This is a genomic window from Aggregatibacter actinomycetemcomitans (assembly GCF_003130205.1).
Classification (GTDB): domain Bacteria; phylum Pseudomonadota; class Gammaproteobacteria; order Enterobacterales; family Pasteurellaceae; genus Aggregatibacter; species Aggregatibacter actinomycetemcomitans_A.
The window spans coordinates 1-15592 of the sequence record NZ_NRDF01000010.1; the positions used below are offsets into that span (position 1 = coordinate 1).

Consider the following 15592-nt stretch of genomic DNA (forward strand, 5'->3'; position numbering starts at 1 on the left):
CTCAGTGTCTGGCACTTGGGACAGGTTCAATTTCTTACCCTGATTTTATGATTTAACTTTATCGGTTGAGATACAAGGGGCGGGTCCCGTGCCCGCCCGATATAATGTATATCAATTCCCCTCCCCTACTTGCGGGGGAGGGTGGAGAAAATCCGAAGGATTTTCGGAGGGAGAGGGGAAATAGCGTCCACCTTCCCCTCTCTCCGGCTTCAAGTGCTAAACGCACTTTTCGCCTGTCTCTCTCCCGCTTGCGGGCGAGAGAGAAAAACACTGCAAAAAACCACCGCACTTTTGTTCATCAGGAGGCGTTCCATGCAAAGATCCCTACTCTATTTTTCCCTGTTCTGCGCCACCAATGCCTTTGCCGCGTGGCAACACCCACAGTTTAACGAACTGAACGATAACGCCGAAAAGCAACTCTTCCAAGGACAGGTAACGCTGGATAAAGGCAATTATCCGTTACAATTCCACAGCGACGGCAAATGCTTCCAGCCGCAAACCGCCGTGAAACTCAACCAAACCGCGTCCCTCGAACCTTGCCACGGCGACGCACCGCAATTACGCATTTTCCGTCACGGCAATTATCTCGCCCGAATCGACACCCGCAGTGGCACGCCGACTTTACGTATCAGCATTGAACAACAGCCGGAGCCGGAAGCCGTGGCGAAAACCTGCCCGAAGTGGAATCAGAAACCGTTGGAAATTGATGTGAGCCAAACCTTCGCCGATGGCGATAGCGTGCGCGATGCTTATTCGGGCAAAAGTGCGGTGGTAAAAAACAGTAAAGTAACCTTAACTCCGGATCCGCTGGCGGGTGGCTTGCTGTTATTGGAAAAAAGTGCGGTTAAAAATCCAAGTGTTTTTCACTGGAAGAATGCCACCGTCTATTTCGTGTTGACTGATCGCTTTCGTAACGGCAACCCGCACAACGATCATAGCTACGGACGACAAAAAGACGGTATGCAGGAAATCGGCACATTCCACGGCGGCGATTTAAAAGGCTTAACGGAAAAACTGGATTACCTGCAACAGCTCGGTGTAAACGTCATTTGGATTTCCTCGCCGTTGGAACAAATGCACGGCTGGGTCGGCGGCGGGGATAAGGGCGATTTTCCACATTACGCTTACCACGGTTATTATCATCAGGACTGGACGAAAATTGACGCCAACATGGGGACGGAACAGGATCTCAGCCATTTCATTGAGCAAGCCCATAAACGCGGCATGAAAGTGATTTTCGACGTGGTGATGAACCATACCGGCTACGCCACCCTAGCGGATATGCAGGAATTCGGTTTCGGTTCGTTTTACCTGAAACCGGAGGAAATGCAATCTGTGCTGGGTGAAAAATGGACGAATTGGAAACCGAAACGCGGTCAGAATTGGCATAGTTTTAACGATTACATTAATTTCGGCGATAGCGCAGGCTGGGCGAAATGGTGGGGCAAGGATTGGGTGCGCTCCGACATCGGCGACTATGACAGCCCGAAATTCGACGATCTGAAAATGTCCCTCGCCTCACTGCCCGATCTCAAAACCGAAAGCGACAACGCGGTGGGTTTGCCACCGTTTTATCAACATAAACAAACCCACGCCAAAGCCCTGCCGAATGCCAAAGTGCGTGATTATCTCATCGGTTGGCTGTCCGACTGGGTGCGTAACTACGGCGTGGACGGCTTCCGCGTGGATACCGCCAAACACGTTGAAAAATCCACTTGGCTGGCATTAAAACAATCGGCAGACGCAGCATTGCGCCAATGGCAACAAAAACATCCGTCCGAGAGCAACGGAGAACCGTTTTGGATGACGGGCGAAGCCTGGGGACACGGCGTGCTGAAAAGCGATTACTACCAAAACGGTTTTGACGCCATGATCAATTTCGACTTTCAGGATCAGGCGAAAAACGCCTTGGATTGCTTTGCCTACATTGACCCCGTATATCAGGACATGAGCGACAAACTGAAAGAGTTCAATGTGTTGAGTTATCTTTCCTCCCACGATACCCGCTTGTTCTATCACACCGACAGCCAAGGCAACAACGCGAAACAAAAAATCGCCGCCAACCTGTTATTACTGGCGCCGGGCGCCGTGCAAATCTATTACGGCGATGAAAGTGGTCGTGAATTCGGACCGACAGGATCAGACCCGATGCAAGGCACACGCTCCGACATGAACTGGCAGGAACTCGGCACGAACGCCGACAAACAAGCCCTGCTCACCCACTGGCAAACACTCGCCCGCTTCCGCCAGGCACATCCGGCAATCGGCGCGGGTAAACAAACCACCGCCAAAACGGATAAATACTACGCCTTCAGCCGTGAATTAGACGGCGATAAAGTGATGGTCGTTTGGGCGGGGGAATAAGATTGTTGCAAAAGTGCGGTCATTTCAAAAAACGTTTTTTAAATTTACCGCGCTTTACCCTTCTGCCGGCAGCAAAAACCAACCGATGGGGCGTAGTTGCACGAAATAATGCGGTTGGTTCGGTATGTAATCGTTCGGGTTAAGATGAATCAATAGCGGCAAGCTCTGCCACAAGGCGTGAATTTCCCAATAATTTCCCATGAATACTGCCGACCGAATCGTACATTGTGCAGCTGACTCACCTTGCAAACCAAGCAACACCCCTTCCGGGCGAATGCCCAGCTGATAATTGCCGTCCGCCAAGCCTGTTTGAGGGGCTAATGCCAACGGATTTTTCTCCATAAATAATTTACCGTTTTTTGACTGCACGGGAAAAAATGAGGCGTCGCCCATGAAGGTGGCGGTGAAGCGGGAAGCCGGCGCGCGGTAGAGTTCGCTCGAGGTGCCGATTTGCTCAATCTTGCCCTGATTCATCACCACCACTTCATCGGAAATAGCAAAGGCTTCGCTTTGATCGTGGGTGACATATAAGGTGGTGATATTCAGCTGTTGCTGTAAATGACGAATCATTTCGCGCAACGTGCGGCGTAAATTGGTATCCAGATTACTCAAAGGTTCATCAAACAATAAAATCTGCGGCGCGATAACCAAGGCGCGGGCAAGCGCCACCCGCTGTTGTTGCCCGCCGGAAAGCTGCTCGATACGACGTGTTTCAAAGCCCTCCAACTCCACCATTTTCAACGCATTTTTCACTTTAGCGGCAATGTTCGTCGCATTTTCATCCTGCATTTTTAAGCCGAACGCCACATTTTCGCCCACCGTTAAATGGGGAAATAAGGCGTAAGACTGAAACACAAAGCCCACGCCACGTTGTTGCGGAGCAAGCCGACTGAGGTCCCGTCCGTCGCACAAAATCTGCCCTTTATCCAGCTCCTCTAGCCCCGCAATCAGGCGCAAAATGGTGGTTTTCCCACAACCGGACGCGCCAAGCAAGGTGGTGAATTTATGCTTTTGGAAAGATAAATTGAAATCCTGCAACACCTTGGTTTGCCCGAAGGATTTATAGACGTGTTTTAATTCAATATGTTCTGTCATGTTGTTTGCTCTGCAAATTGAGATCGCCGACCCAACGCCCGAATAATCCGATAACCAGCATCATCACCACAATGAGGGTTGAGCCATACGCCACCGCAAGCCCGTAATCGCCGTCTTCCACGCGATTTAAAATATACGACGTGGCAACGCGGGTGCTTGGCGTGACTAAGAAAATAATGGCGCTGATGGTAGTCATGGCGCGCACGAAGCCGGTCACCAAGGCGGATAATAACGCCGGTTTTAATAAGGGCAGAAGAATAAAGCGCAGCACCTGAAAACTGCTCGCTTTTAGCGTATAGCCCGCTTCATCCAAGGTCGGATCCAACTGTTTGAAATTCACCAATGCCGCACGCAACCCGATGGGCATATTGCGTGTAATCATGGAAAGCACAATAATGGCGCCGGTGCCGGTTAAATACAGCGGCACATGATTAAATGCCAGAATATAAGAGACGCCCGCCACTGTGCCGGGCACGGCAAAACTTAATAAGGTGAAAAATTCCGCGTATTTTTTACCGAAAAAATGTCGGCGGGCGAAAAAATAGGCCAACAGAAAACCGCTGATGGCGGTAAAGGGCGCGGCAATTAAGGCGAATAACACGGTTTGCACTAAAGACGGAATGGCGCCGCTGTTCCAGCCCTGCCCGAATAAGGTGATGTAATGCTGAAAAGTAAATTGGTTATTAATGCCCCAACTTTGCATAAAACTGCCGTAAAAAATACTGCCGTATAAGATACCGTTAAAGCCCACCCAAAGAATAAAAACCGTCGTCACCAGCACGTTCAAGCCGGTAGCCAACGGCGTTATCCGTCCTTCAAAAGATTTGCCTGATACCGTGACATAGTTTTGGCTGCCGATAAAACGGTATTGCAACCAGAATATGCTCAACGAAATAGCAAGCAAAATCACCCCCAGGCTACTGGCGGCTAAATAATCGTTTTGTGCGCCGACAATATAAAAATAAATCTGCGTTGCCAACACATCAAAATTGCCACCCAACACGAAAGGCGTACTGAAATCCGCCAGCGACTGCACCATCACGATCAAAAACGCATTGGCTAACGCCGGTTTAAGCAGCGGCAACACAATAAAACGAAAACTTTGCCAACGGCTTGCCCCTAACATTACTCCGGCTTCTTCCAATTTGGGCGATAAGGCTTTTAGCGTCCCTTCAATGAGCATAAATGCCATAGGCGTGAGCGCCAGCGTGTGGGAAATCAAAATGCCGTTGAAACCGTATAACCAATTTGCCGACACACCGAAATGCTGCGTTAAAAACGGTGTGACGGCACCGTTGCGTCCGAACATGAGCATGACGCCAAGACTCACCACAAAAGGCGGTGTGACCATGGGTAAAATCGAAAAAATCTTACTAACCCATAAACTGCGTTTGGCGATACGGGTGGTATAAAGGGCGAAAATCAAGCCAAAGACGACGGAAACAACGCCCACGGAAGCGGACACCGCCAAAGAATTTCCGACCACCTGCCATAAACCGGTATTCGCCATTAAAGCGGAAATATTCTGCCAATCCCCCGGTTCTGTGCTAAAAAAGGCGGCGAACAATTTGCCGATAGGATAGAAAATAAAACCAATGACTAAACAGGACAGCCCCAAGGCGACACTTAATAAAAAACGATCGCCCTGCATAAACCGCAGGCGTGCCAAGGCATCCACCAAAATGGCGCCCAGTGCCAACGCCAGAAAAATAATGGCGTAGCCAAAACGAAATCGGAAAAATTCAGCGGAACACCAAATAAAGATGCCGAGAAAAATGGCTAAAAATAAGGTGATTTTAGGTCGCCCGAGAGCGCTACGGGAAAGAAAAGGGAAAAACAATAACGCCGCAAACCACAGCCAGCTGATATTCGGTTGCACCCACCCCAGCGCCGCGAAATATTCGCTGCCGGTGGCGCCGAAAATGCCGTAATCCAGAGCGCGCACGGGCAATAATGCAAATGCCGTGAATGCAAGCAGAATCCAGATGAGGTTGTGACGAAATTGTTTTTTTAGCATTATTTCGCCAATTTAATTTCCGCCAGCCATTTATTAATCAGGCGCTTGCCTTCTTCGCTGGAACCGAATTTCACAAAATCAAAATCCAGTAATTGTAAAGTTTTCGGATTAACGGATTTCGGTGAGGCTTCAGCGTTCACGTTTGTCGGAATTTGATACAAACCGAATTCACGCCACGGAATTTCTTCCACCTCTTTGGAAAGCACATAATCCATGAACAGTTTGGCGTTATCCAAATTACGCGCACCTTTAATAATACTTGCGCCCCCTAAGGCGTAACCCGTTTTGCCTTGCGGCATCACCGCCTCCACCGCCGCACCTTTTTCTTTTTCCGTGGCGTAAGAATGCACAAATCCAATACTGATCGCCGTTTCGCCGCGCGATAAATTCGCCGTCACCAAATTACTTTTCACATATTGCGACACATTTTCATTGAGTTTTTTCAGGTAATCAAAGGCTTTTTCTTCACCCCAAAGCTGAATTAAAGTCGCCATAATCGTGTAAGTGGTGCCGGAAGCACGTGGATCGGGCAGCTGAATTTCGCCTTTGTATTCCGGCTTTAACAAATCTTCCCAGGTTTGCGGCGTTGGCAAACCGAGTTGGGCTAATTTTTGCGTATTTACGCCGAAACCTAACACCAGCATATACGCCACGGACGTAAACTCGCCCTTTTCTGCCATCAATGTTTTAAACTGCGGTAGGATTTCCGCCTGTTTCGGCGAACGGTAGGCTTCCAGCAAGCCTAACTCCCCAGCCTGAAAATGCGGTTCGATAGTTCCGCCATACCAAAAATCCGCCTGCGGATTGTCTTTTTCCGCTTTAATCTTGCCAAAAATGGTTTCCGTGCCGCCGTGTACGAATTGGGTTTCCACGTTATATTTCGCACCGAAATCCCTCGTCACTTTTTCACACACTTTATTTTGCACCGTACAATACACGGTTAAGCGCCCTTCCGCCTGCGCCTGCTGGGCGAAGAAGAAAGGCGAAAGACAAACCAAACCTAAACTGCGTTTAAACCATTTTTGCATATTCAATCCCTCATAAGTTAAGTATCATCATTGATTGCGCAGGATTATATGCCATTGAATGCAAAATACTAAATAAATCACGTTTATTTTTGCGCTGATGAAAAACAGGTACAACCAATCACCGGCTAAAAACACGGAAAAAACTGACCGCACTTTAAGAGAGTTAGAATGTAACCCGGTGAAATTATCAGTGTTCATTTTATCTGTTATTGCAGTGTGCAACTTATTGTGCAAAAAAGTTTTCCTCTTCATCTATAACATCCAATACAACAAATCATTGCCGATCATACCTTCATCAAGATTTATTGGTAAATATAGTAATTCGTACAATAAGTTGCTCGCTACAATACCTATAAAATCCCCATAAAAATAAAGTCGTGGGGATTTTTATGATAGGAATCCGGTGATTGATATTTATAAATGAACAGGTGAAAGGTAGAATAACGGCTTCAATTAAACTTAAGATACTCAATTCCCTAAAGGAGCTTTTTTATGGCAGCAGCAATTCAACAACGCGCCGAACTTCAACGCCGTATCTGGCAAATTGCCAATGACGTACGTGGTTCGGTGGATGGCTGGGATTTTAAACAATATGTGCTGGGTGCATTGTTTTATCGTTTTATCAGTGAAAATTTTACTAACTATATTGAAGCCGGTGATGAAAACGTTAATTATGCTGCCTTACCTGATGAAGTGATTACACCGGAAATTAGAGACGATGCCGTAAGAACCAAAGGCTACTTTATTTATCCAAGCCAGCTGTTCAAAAACGTGGTTGCTGAGGCTAATACCAATTGTAAAACCTCTATCAAAATGAGGAACGGATAAAGTTAGGGATTAAGTTAAATTAAACGGGAACAAACGGAACAAAAAGAAAGACAAAGTCAATAAAAGCAAGGGCGCAAGAAAAAACGGCGTCCTTTTTTATTGGGTTGAAGTCCAAAATCTCAAAATGAGGACAAAAAACAAAAAAGGCCGAAAAATACAAAAAAAACGGCTATCAAAATGAGGATCGCAAAAAGCGTTTAAAAATCGTTTAAAAGCCGTTTAAAGCAGCTTTTTGTTTTTGCTCTTTAAAAGGCGGATAAGGGCGTAAACCTAACGTTTGTCAGCACAGGTGAGGTTTCATTGTCCGCTAATCCGCAGGTATTGTTTAAGATGCGGTTGCTGTTATGTTTAGATCTAAGAAAATGATTAACTACACAGTAAAAGATTTTTACTGTGTAGTTTTTCTGTGAACTTAAAGCGTCGATTAACTTATTGAAACATAAGAATTTAATTTTTTATCGTTTTTTTGTTTCCGTGTCGCTAAGTAAGCGTTTTTCTGTGTGTTCATTTAGCCTCATATTTGCGATTGATAAATCACAACTCATTTTTGCTGTATCAAAAATGAGACTCTTGCCTTTGCTATCGCTGCGTCTATACCAACTAAGCATTAATATCTCTTCAAGGTTTAATAAAACATACGATTCAGCATCTTTAGGGGTTATAAATACTTCTTCAATGTTAAAGTCATCTTCAGATAAATGGCTGCTAATTATTCTTTTGGAATTTTGAACTAAAAATTCCCGAGTAGCGTTCCTTTGCCCGCTCAATATATATTCCACATCCAGTTTAAGTTCAGGATGACCCAAATCAGCCAATCTTAACGCTTCTTCAGGAAATACTCCTCGGCGCTTTCTTTCTGCGAAAGCGCTTTTAGACATGCCCAAAAACTCCGCAACATCCTTGTCCATGGATATGGATAGTTCAGTTTTTAATCTGTTAACAATGTTTGTGAAATTTTTCATAAGAAACCTCTTGCAATTCATAAAATTCATATTTAATATGAACTCAGTAAACAATATTGAACTATATGATTCAATATTAAAACAAGGTAAGCAGTTTAGTTCATAAACTGTTTTTAGTCCATAAAAAGGTAGTTTTATGCAGAAAAAAACACGAGAAGAAGCCAAGGCTTGGTTTAAAGAGATAAATATGACTCAAGCTGAATGGGGGCGTAGAAATGGCTATAGTTCAAATGAAATCAGTCGAGTTTTAAGTGGGAAATCTAAACTTAACTACGGAAGAGAACGAGAAATAGCTATCAAATTGAATATTCAATTAGATTTATAGGAGTTCATATGAATGAACTTAAATCACATTTCAGTGCTCAGGAATTGGCCGATCTTGAGTTAGATAGCTTGCCTAAAACCAAGAAAGCAATCCTAGATAAAGCTAAGAGAGAAAATTGGACTAGCAAGCCAAGACAAGGCAAGGGAGGCGGATATGAATAACCGCTCGGACTGGTTAGCGGTGTTAGTTGGCAAAAACGGCGGCCAACGCGAAGAACGGTTTGCCGAATTTAACGAGGCGGCTTGGGAGTTTTTTAAGGCCGATTATCTCCGCCCCGAAAGACCACAATTTGCGCCGGCGGGCGTGCTTGCCCCAAAATCGAAAGCCGATTTTGCCTTTATTTTGCACGCATTAAGTTATCTTTCGGCAAAAGGCAGAGCGGCTATCGTTTCCTTCCCGGGAATTTTTTATCGTGGCGGCGCCGAGCAAAAAATTCGTCAATACTTAGTCGACAACAATTTTGTGGAAACCGTTATTGCCCTAGCACCGAATTTATTTTTCGGCACCAGCATTGCGGTGAATATTTTGGTGCTTTCCAAACACAAAGCAGACACTCAAACACAATTTATTGATGCCAGTGGTTTGTTTAAATCCGCCACCAATAACAACATTCTAGAAGACGAACATATTGAACAAATCCTAAAACTGTTCGTTGATAAAGAAGACGTTCCCCATTTGGCAAAATCTGTTAGCAATGATGAAATCGCCAATGATGAAAATAATTACAATCTTTCAGTAAGTTCTTATGTAGAACCAGAAGACACCCGGGAACTCATTGATATTGACCAATTAAACGAAGATATTCGTAAAACCGTTGCCAATATTGACCGCTTACGTGCCGAGATTGATAAAATTGTGGCGGAGATTGAGGCATAAAAGCAGCATAAATGTAGAGCGGGCTTCAGTCCGCTGAAAAATTTTCAATATCACAACGGCGGACTGAAGTCCGCCCTACGAGAAATACGATGAAAACTGACCGCACTTTAAACCACTCACTCGTGATTTTTAAGACTGATGATGGCAAAGTTTCCGTTGATGTGCAGTTTGATCAAGAAACGGCTTGGCTGTCGCTTGAGCAAATGGCAACGTTATTTGATCGAAATAAATCAACCATTTCTCGCCATATAAAAAATATTTTTAGCGAAGGCGAATTAATACCTGATTCAGTTGTTGCAAATTTTGCAACAACTGAATCAGGCAAAAAGAGAAAACATCATGAAAAATGACCGCACTTTTTTAGATAAATTATTGAATGGGGCTGAGGTTAAGTGGAAAACCGTAAAATCCCTTTGTAACGATAATTTTTGGCTAATGCCAGCTACTCCAGAATTTGATGATAATGGAAACATTCCATATATCACTTCCAAAAATATTAAAGGTGGAAAAATAGATTTCCAAAATACAAAGTATATCAATGAGTATGTTTATCAAGAATTATCAAAAACCAGATGCATTGTAGAAAATGATATTCTAATAAGTATGATTGGAACTATTGGTGAAGCTACAATTGTAAAACAAGAAGATTTGAATTTCTATGGGCAAAATATGTATGTTTTACGATTAAACCGTGAATTAGTTAATCATAAATTCTTTTTATATTATTTTACTGCGCCGTTTATTTTAAATAGTTTACTATCTAAGAAAAATTCATCTAATCAAGGTTATTTAAAAGCAGGGCAAATTGAGAATCTTGAAATTCCCATCCCTCCACTCTCCGTCCAAACCGAAATCGTACGAATTTTGGACGCATTGACAGCGCTTACCAGCGAGCTTACCAGCGAGCTTACCAGCGAGCTTATACTACGTCGAAAACAGTATCAATACTATCGTGATAAATTATTGAGCGAAGAAGAACTTGGGAAAGTTGGGTTTGAGTGGAGAACGTTGGGAGAACTTGTTGAAAAGACACAAAATATAAGATGGAAAAATAACACTAAAACATATCGTTATATAGATTTAACATCTGTAGACAGGGAAAATAATAATATTACAGAAACTATTGAGATTAATGCTCTAAACGCACCTAGCAGAGCACAAAAAATAGTCAAAGAAAATGATATTATCTTTGCAACAACTAGACCAACACAGCAACGTATTGCATCAATTACCAAAGAATTTTCAGGTGAAATAGCAAGTACAGGATATTGTGTATTACGAGCTAATACTGATATTGTTTTACCAAAATGGTTATTTTATTTTTTATCTACAATTAACTTTAAAAATTATGTAGAAGAAAATCAAAGTGGATCAGCATATCCCTCCATTTCTGATCAAAAAGTAAAAGAATTTAGAATTTTGGTTCCTAACATAGAAACCCAACAAGCTATTATTGAAAAATTAGATAAATTTTATACTTTAACAAACTCACTTAGTTATGGATTACCAAAGGAAATTATCAAAAGAAAAAAACAATATCTATATTATCAAAAAGAATTACTAAATTTCGAGAAGTAAAATTTATGAGTAAAACACTGTTAGAGTTATCTCAATTCTTAATGAATGATGAAGCAAGAGTGCATTTAATTTATGCCTTTAATGGAACAGGGAAAACAAGACTCTCAAATGAATTTAAAAAATTGATTCAATCTAAGTATAGTAAAACAGATGATAGAAAAATCATATACTATAATTCATACACTGAAGATATGTTTTACTGGGATAATGAAAGTATAAATCCAAAATTAAACATTTATAGAAATAATTTTCTAAAATGGATAAATGAAAAATTAGATGAAGATGAGAAAGAAGAAATAACTTCAAACTTCCAACGATATATAAATAATGATAAGTTAACCCCTAACTTTGGCAAAGAATTCTCTAGCGTTAATTTCTATTATGCTAGCGGAGATTCATTGGCTGAAGAAAGTATAAAAATATCAAAAGGAGAAGAAAGTAACTTTATATGGAGTATATTCTATACTGTTATAGATAAAATAAAAATAAGTATTGATGAAGGTAGTAATAATAGATTTAAAAGTATTGAATATATTTTTATTGATGACCCTGTTAGCTCTTTAGATGATAATTACCTAATAGAACTTGCTATAGATCTAGCTAAAATAATAAAAGTTATACAATCTAAAGTAAAAGTAATTATATCAACTCACAATCCATTATTTTATAATGTGTTACATAATGAGCTAAGAAAAAAAGATAAGTATAAAAAATATTATTTAGAGAAGTATGAAGATGGTAAGTATAATTTAACTAAACAAGATAATGATCATCCCTTTTCGTATCATATCTTTCTTAAAAAAGAACTTCAGAAAGCTATATCTAACGATTCACTACAAAAATATCATTTTAATTTTCTCCGAAATCTTATGGAAAAAACATCTACTTATCTTGGCTATAGTGGATGGAAAGAATTATTAGACGCTATTAATAAAAAAACAGGCAATAATTTTAAGCCAAGACTAATTGATCTTAATAGCCACTCCGCGCATTCAAGCGAAGAAATATCAAATTTACGCAATTCTGATAAAGATGAAGTAAAGAATTTGGTAAATGCTATCAATGAATTCTGCAATTTTATGGAGTAACTAATGAATGACTTAATCATCTACAACACCGATGACGGCAAATCTCACGTTGCTTTATTAGTTGTCGAAAATGAGGCTTGGTTAACCCAAAATCAGCTTGCCGAACTTTTTGACACCTCTGTACAAAATATAGCCTTTCGTATAAAAAAATATATTAGAAGACAATGAATTAGACAAAAATTCAGTTATCAAGGATTACTTGATAACTGCCCAAGATGGTAAACAATATCAAGTAAAATATTACTGCTAGCAAAAGAATCAATAATAAAGGAAAACTCATGACCCAATACAAAACCATCGCCGAATCCAATAATTTTATCGTTCTGGATCAATATATTAAATGCGTGGAAGAGCTACGGGCTGGCTATCAGACGGAAGATAGTTTAGAACGTGAATTTATCCGCGATTTACAAGGTCAGGGTTATCAGTATTTACCTGAAATCAATAACCACGAAAATACTGATAAATCTGCGTAATCAGTTGCAAGCGCTTAACAATGTTACCTTTTCAGATGCCGAATGGACGCGCTTTTTAGAAGAATATTTGGATAAACCTGCTGATAATCTCATTGAGAAAACACGCAAGATTCATGATGACTATATTTATGATTTTGTATTTGATAACGGGCGAATTCAAAATATTTATTTGCTGGATAAGAAAAATATTGCCAATAACAAATTACAAGTGATTAATCAATTTGAGCAAACCGGCAATTATGATAATCGCTATGATGTAACTGTCTTAGTGAATGGTTTGCCGCTTGTGCATATTGAATTAAAAAAACGCGGTGTGGCAATTCGGGAAGCCTTTAACCAAATTCACCGCTATAGCAAAGAAAGTTTTAATAAAGACAATTCTCTTTTTAAATATATTCAAATTTTTGTGATTTCCAACGGCACGGATACCCGCTATTTTGCCAATACCACCAAACGCGATAAAAATAGCTATGATTTCACAATGAATTGGGCAACGGCAAAAAATACCGCCATTCGTGATTTAAAGGATTTTACGGCAACATTTTTCCAAAAAAATACCTTATTAAAAATCTTGGTGGATTATTGTGTGTTTGATACGTCTGATACGTTACTGATTATGCGTCCTTATCAAATCGCCGCAACCGAACGGATTTTGTGGAAAATTAATAGTTCTTATCAATCGAAAAACTGGCGTAATCAAGAAAGTGGCGGTTATATTTGGCACACCACAGGTTCAGGCAAAACCTTAACCAGTTTTAAAGCAGCCCGCCTTGCAACGGGGCTCGACTTTATTGATAAAGTGTTTTTTGTGGTGGACCGTAAAGATCTGGATTATCAAACTATGAAAGAATATCAGCGCTTTTCACCTGACAGCGTTAATGGCTCGGAAAGTACGGCGGGGCTAAAACGCAACATTGAAAAAGAAGATAACAAAATTATTGTTACCACCATTCAAAAACTCAATAACCTAATGAAATCAGAAGATAAGTTACCGGTTTATGATAAACAGGTGGTCTTTATTTTTGATGAATGCCATCGTTCGCAATTCGGTGAAGCGCAAAAAAACTTAAAGAAAAAATTTAAAAAATTCTACCAATTTGGTTTTACCGGCACGCCAATTTTTGGCGACGATATTGTTGATGGAAAACTTATCCGTAAAGGCAACGCATTAGGTGCTGAAACTACAGAAAATGTTTTTGGTATTCAGCTACATTCCTACATTATCACCGACGCCATTCGTGATGAAAAAGTACTCAAGTTTAAAGTAGATTACAATGATGTTCGTCCGCAATTTAAAACCATCGAAACGGAAAAAAATCTTGAAAAACTGACCGCACTTGAGCAAAAAGCGGCTTTTTTACAGCCCAAACGCATTGAAGAAATCACACAATACATCTTGAACAATTTCAAACAAAAGACACATCGTTTCAACGCCAGTGATCAAGGCTTTAATGCGATGTTTGCGGTGAGTAGTGTGGACGCAGCCAAATGCTATTATGAAACCTTTAAACGACTACAAAGTGCGGTGGAAAATCCGCTTAAAATTGCCACCATCTTTTCTTTTGCCGCCAATGAAGAACAAGACGCGGTAGGTGATATTGCCGATGAAAGTTTTGAAGTGGAAGCCATGAATTCGAGCGCCAAAGAATTCTTAAAATCAGCTATTAATGACTACAACAAGTATTTTGCAACCAACTATGATATGGATGGAAAATCCTTCCAAAACTATTATCGAGATTTGGCAAAACGGGTGAAAAATAAAGAAGTTGACCTGCTTATTGTTGTCGGTATGTTTTTAACCGGTTTTGATGCGCCAACGCTAAACACCTTATTTGTCGATAAAAACCTACGTTATCACGGGTTAATTCAAGCCTTTTCCCGTACCAATCGAATTTATAACGCCACCAAAACCTTTGGCAATATCGTTACTTTCCGAGATTTGGAACAAAACACCATTGATGCCATTACGCTTTTTGGAAACGCCAATACACGTAATGTAGTACTGGAAAAAAGCTATCAAGAATATATGGAAGGCTATACCGACGCGGGCATCGATCGCCGTGGGTATTTAGACGTTATTACCGAACTCAGCAATCGTTTTCCTGATCCGACTGAAATTGAAACTGAAAAAGACAAAAAAGCCTTTGTTAAATTATTCGGTGAATATTTACGCGTTGAAAATATTTTACAAAATTATGATGAATTTGCCGCTTTACAAGCATTTCAATCCGTTAATAAAACCGATGAAAAAGCAATGCAAGCATTTAAAGAAAAATATTATCTTAGTGATGAAGCCCTTGCTGAAATACAAAAAATTAATATACCAAGCGAACGCGCTATTCAACAAAATTATCGTTCTACTTATAATGACATTCGTGATTGGCTTCGTCGGCAAAAAGATGGCGAAGAAAAGGGAAAATCAACCATTGATTGGGATGATGTAGTTTTTGAGGTAGATTTATTAAAATCCCAAGAAATCAATCTGGATTATATTTTAGAGCTGATTTTTGAACACAATAAAAAAATCAAAGACAAAGAGACATTGGTTGAAGAAATTCGTTCAATTATCCGCTCAAGTTTGGGAAACCGTGCCAAAGAAAGTTTAATTATCGATTTTATTCATCAAACAGATTTAGATGCTATTGTCGATAAGGCAAGTATCATTGAAGCGTTCTTTAAATTTGCTCAAACAGAGCAACAAAAGGAAGCTGATGAACTCATTGCTTCGGAAGATTTAAACATAGAAGCGGCTAAACGTTATATTAATGTCTCGCTAAAACGTGAATACGCCAGTGAAAACGGTACGGACTTAAATGAAGCGCTACCTAAAATGAGTCCTCTCAATCCGGCGTATCTGACGAAAAAGAGAAGTATTTTCCAAAAAATTGCGGACTTTGTTGAGAAGTTCAAGGGCATCGGTGGAAGTATCTGATCACCTTTTCCCTAAAAAGTGCG

General features: G+C 40.8%; 11 protein-coding genes and 3 pseudogenes. 10 read left to right on the plus strand and 4 right to left on the minus strand.

What is annotated here, in order from left to right:
* Positions 1 to 312: 312 nt before the first annotated feature.
* On the plus strand, positions 313 to 2364 hold the full coding sequence (locus DK423_RS07770; RefSeq protein WP_061886787.1) for an alpha-amylase: 2052 nt from the start codon (positions 313 to 315) through the stop codon (positions 2362 to 2364).
* 54 nt (positions 2365 to 2418) lie between these two features.
* On the opposite strand, the gene DK423_RS07775 is transcribed toward DK423_RS07770, so the two are convergent.
* The 3 genes from DK423_RS07775 to DK423_RS07785 are packed head-to-tail and all read right to left on the minus strand — an operon-like array spanning position 2419 to position 6504.
* Entirely contained in the window at positions 2419 to 3459 is a 1041-nt protein-coding gene (locus tag DK423_RS07775; protein ID WP_005556008.1) for an ATP-binding cassette domain-containing protein, read from the minus strand.
* A complete protein-coding gene (locus DK423_RS07780) occupies positions 3443 to 5476 on the minus strand; it encodes an ABC transporter permease (protein ID WP_005556007.1) in 2034 nt (677 codons plus the stop codon). Before DK423_RS07780 ends, DK423_RS07775 begins: the two co-directional genes overlap by 17 nt.
* Positions 5476 to 6504: an ABC transporter substrate-binding protein gene (locus tag DK423_RS07785; RefSeq protein WP_061886490.1), complete on the minus strand. Its 1029-nt coding sequence runs from the start codon at positions 6502 to 6504 to the stop codon at positions 5476 to 5478. The genes DK423_RS07780 and DK423_RS07785 overlap by 1 nt, the downstream gene beginning before the upstream one ends.
* Before the next feature lie 492 nt (positions 6505 to 6996).
* On the opposite strand from DK423_RS07785, the pseudogene DK423_RS07790 reads away from it, so the two are divergent.
* Positions 6997 to 7317, plus strand: a pseudogene (locus DK423_RS07790) (type I restriction-modification system subunit M N-terminal domain-containing protein); the annotation flags it as partial.
* A gap of 470 nt (positions 7318 to 7787) precedes the next feature.
* Here the strand turns inward: DK423_RS07790 and DK423_RS07795 are convergent.
* On the minus strand, positions 7788 to 8294 hold the full coding sequence (locus tag DK423_RS07795) for a helix-turn-helix domain-containing protein (protein WP_061886788.1): 507 nt from the start codon (positions 8292 to 8294) through the stop codon (positions 7788 to 7790).
* Positions 8295 to 8430: 136 nt separating this feature from the next.
* On the opposite strand from DK423_RS07795, the gene DK423_RS07800 reads away from it, so the two are divergent.
* The 8 genes and pseudogenes from DK423_RS07800 to DK423_RS07835 all read left to right on the plus strand — a co-directional run bounded on the left by DK423_RS07800 (position 8431) and on the right by DK423_RS07835 (position 15569).
* Positions 8431 to 8619: a helix-turn-helix domain-containing protein gene (locus tag DK423_RS07800; RefSeq protein ID WP_061886789.1), complete on the plus strand. Its 189-nt coding sequence runs from the start codon at positions 8431 to 8433 to the stop codon at positions 8617 to 8619.
* An 8-nt stretch (positions 8620 to 8627) separates the two neighbouring features.
* Positions 8628 to 8780, plus strand: coding sequence for a DNA-binding protein (locus tag DK423_RS07805; protein WP_109043943.1), 153 nt, complete (start codon positions 8628 to 8630; stop codon positions 8778 to 8780).
* The gene (locus tag DK423_RS07810) at positions 8773 to 9495 is read left to right on the plus strand and encodes an N-6 DNA methylase (RefSeq protein ID WP_081111338.1); all 723 of its coding nucleotides are present in this window, start codon (positions 8773 to 8775) and stop codon (positions 9493 to 9495) included. The genes DK423_RS07805 and DK423_RS07810 overlap by 8 nt, the downstream gene beginning before the upstream one ends.
* Before the next feature lie 89 nt (positions 9496 to 9584).
* Complete coding sequence (locus DK423_RS07815; protein ID WP_005556001.1) at positions 9585 to 9845, plus strand: hypothetical protein; 261 nt, start codon at positions 9585 to 9587, stop codon at positions 9843 to 9845.
* The gene (locus DK423_RS07820) at positions 9835 to 11073 is read left to right on the plus strand and encodes a restriction endonuclease subunit S (protein WP_109043944.1); all 1239 of its coding nucleotides are present in this window, start codon (positions 9835 to 9837) and stop codon (positions 11071 to 11073) included. The genes DK423_RS07815 and DK423_RS07820 overlap by 11 nt, the downstream gene beginning before the upstream one ends.
* 5 nt (positions 11074 to 11078) lie before the next feature.
* On the plus strand, positions 11079 to 12161 hold the full coding sequence (locus DK423_RS07825) for an AAA family ATPase (protein ID WP_061886790.1): 1083 nt from the start codon (positions 11079 to 11081) through the stop codon (positions 12159 to 12161).
* Between the two features lie 3 nt (positions 12162 to 12164).
* Positions 12165 to 12405, plus strand: a pseudogene (locus tag DK423_RS07830) (hydroxyacid dehydrogenase); the annotation flags it as partial.
* A 34-nt stretch (positions 12406 to 12439) separates the two neighbouring features.
* Positions 12440 to 15569, plus strand: a pseudogene (locus DK423_RS07835) (type I restriction endonuclease subunit R).
* Positions 15570 to 15592: the final 23 nt, after the last annotated feature.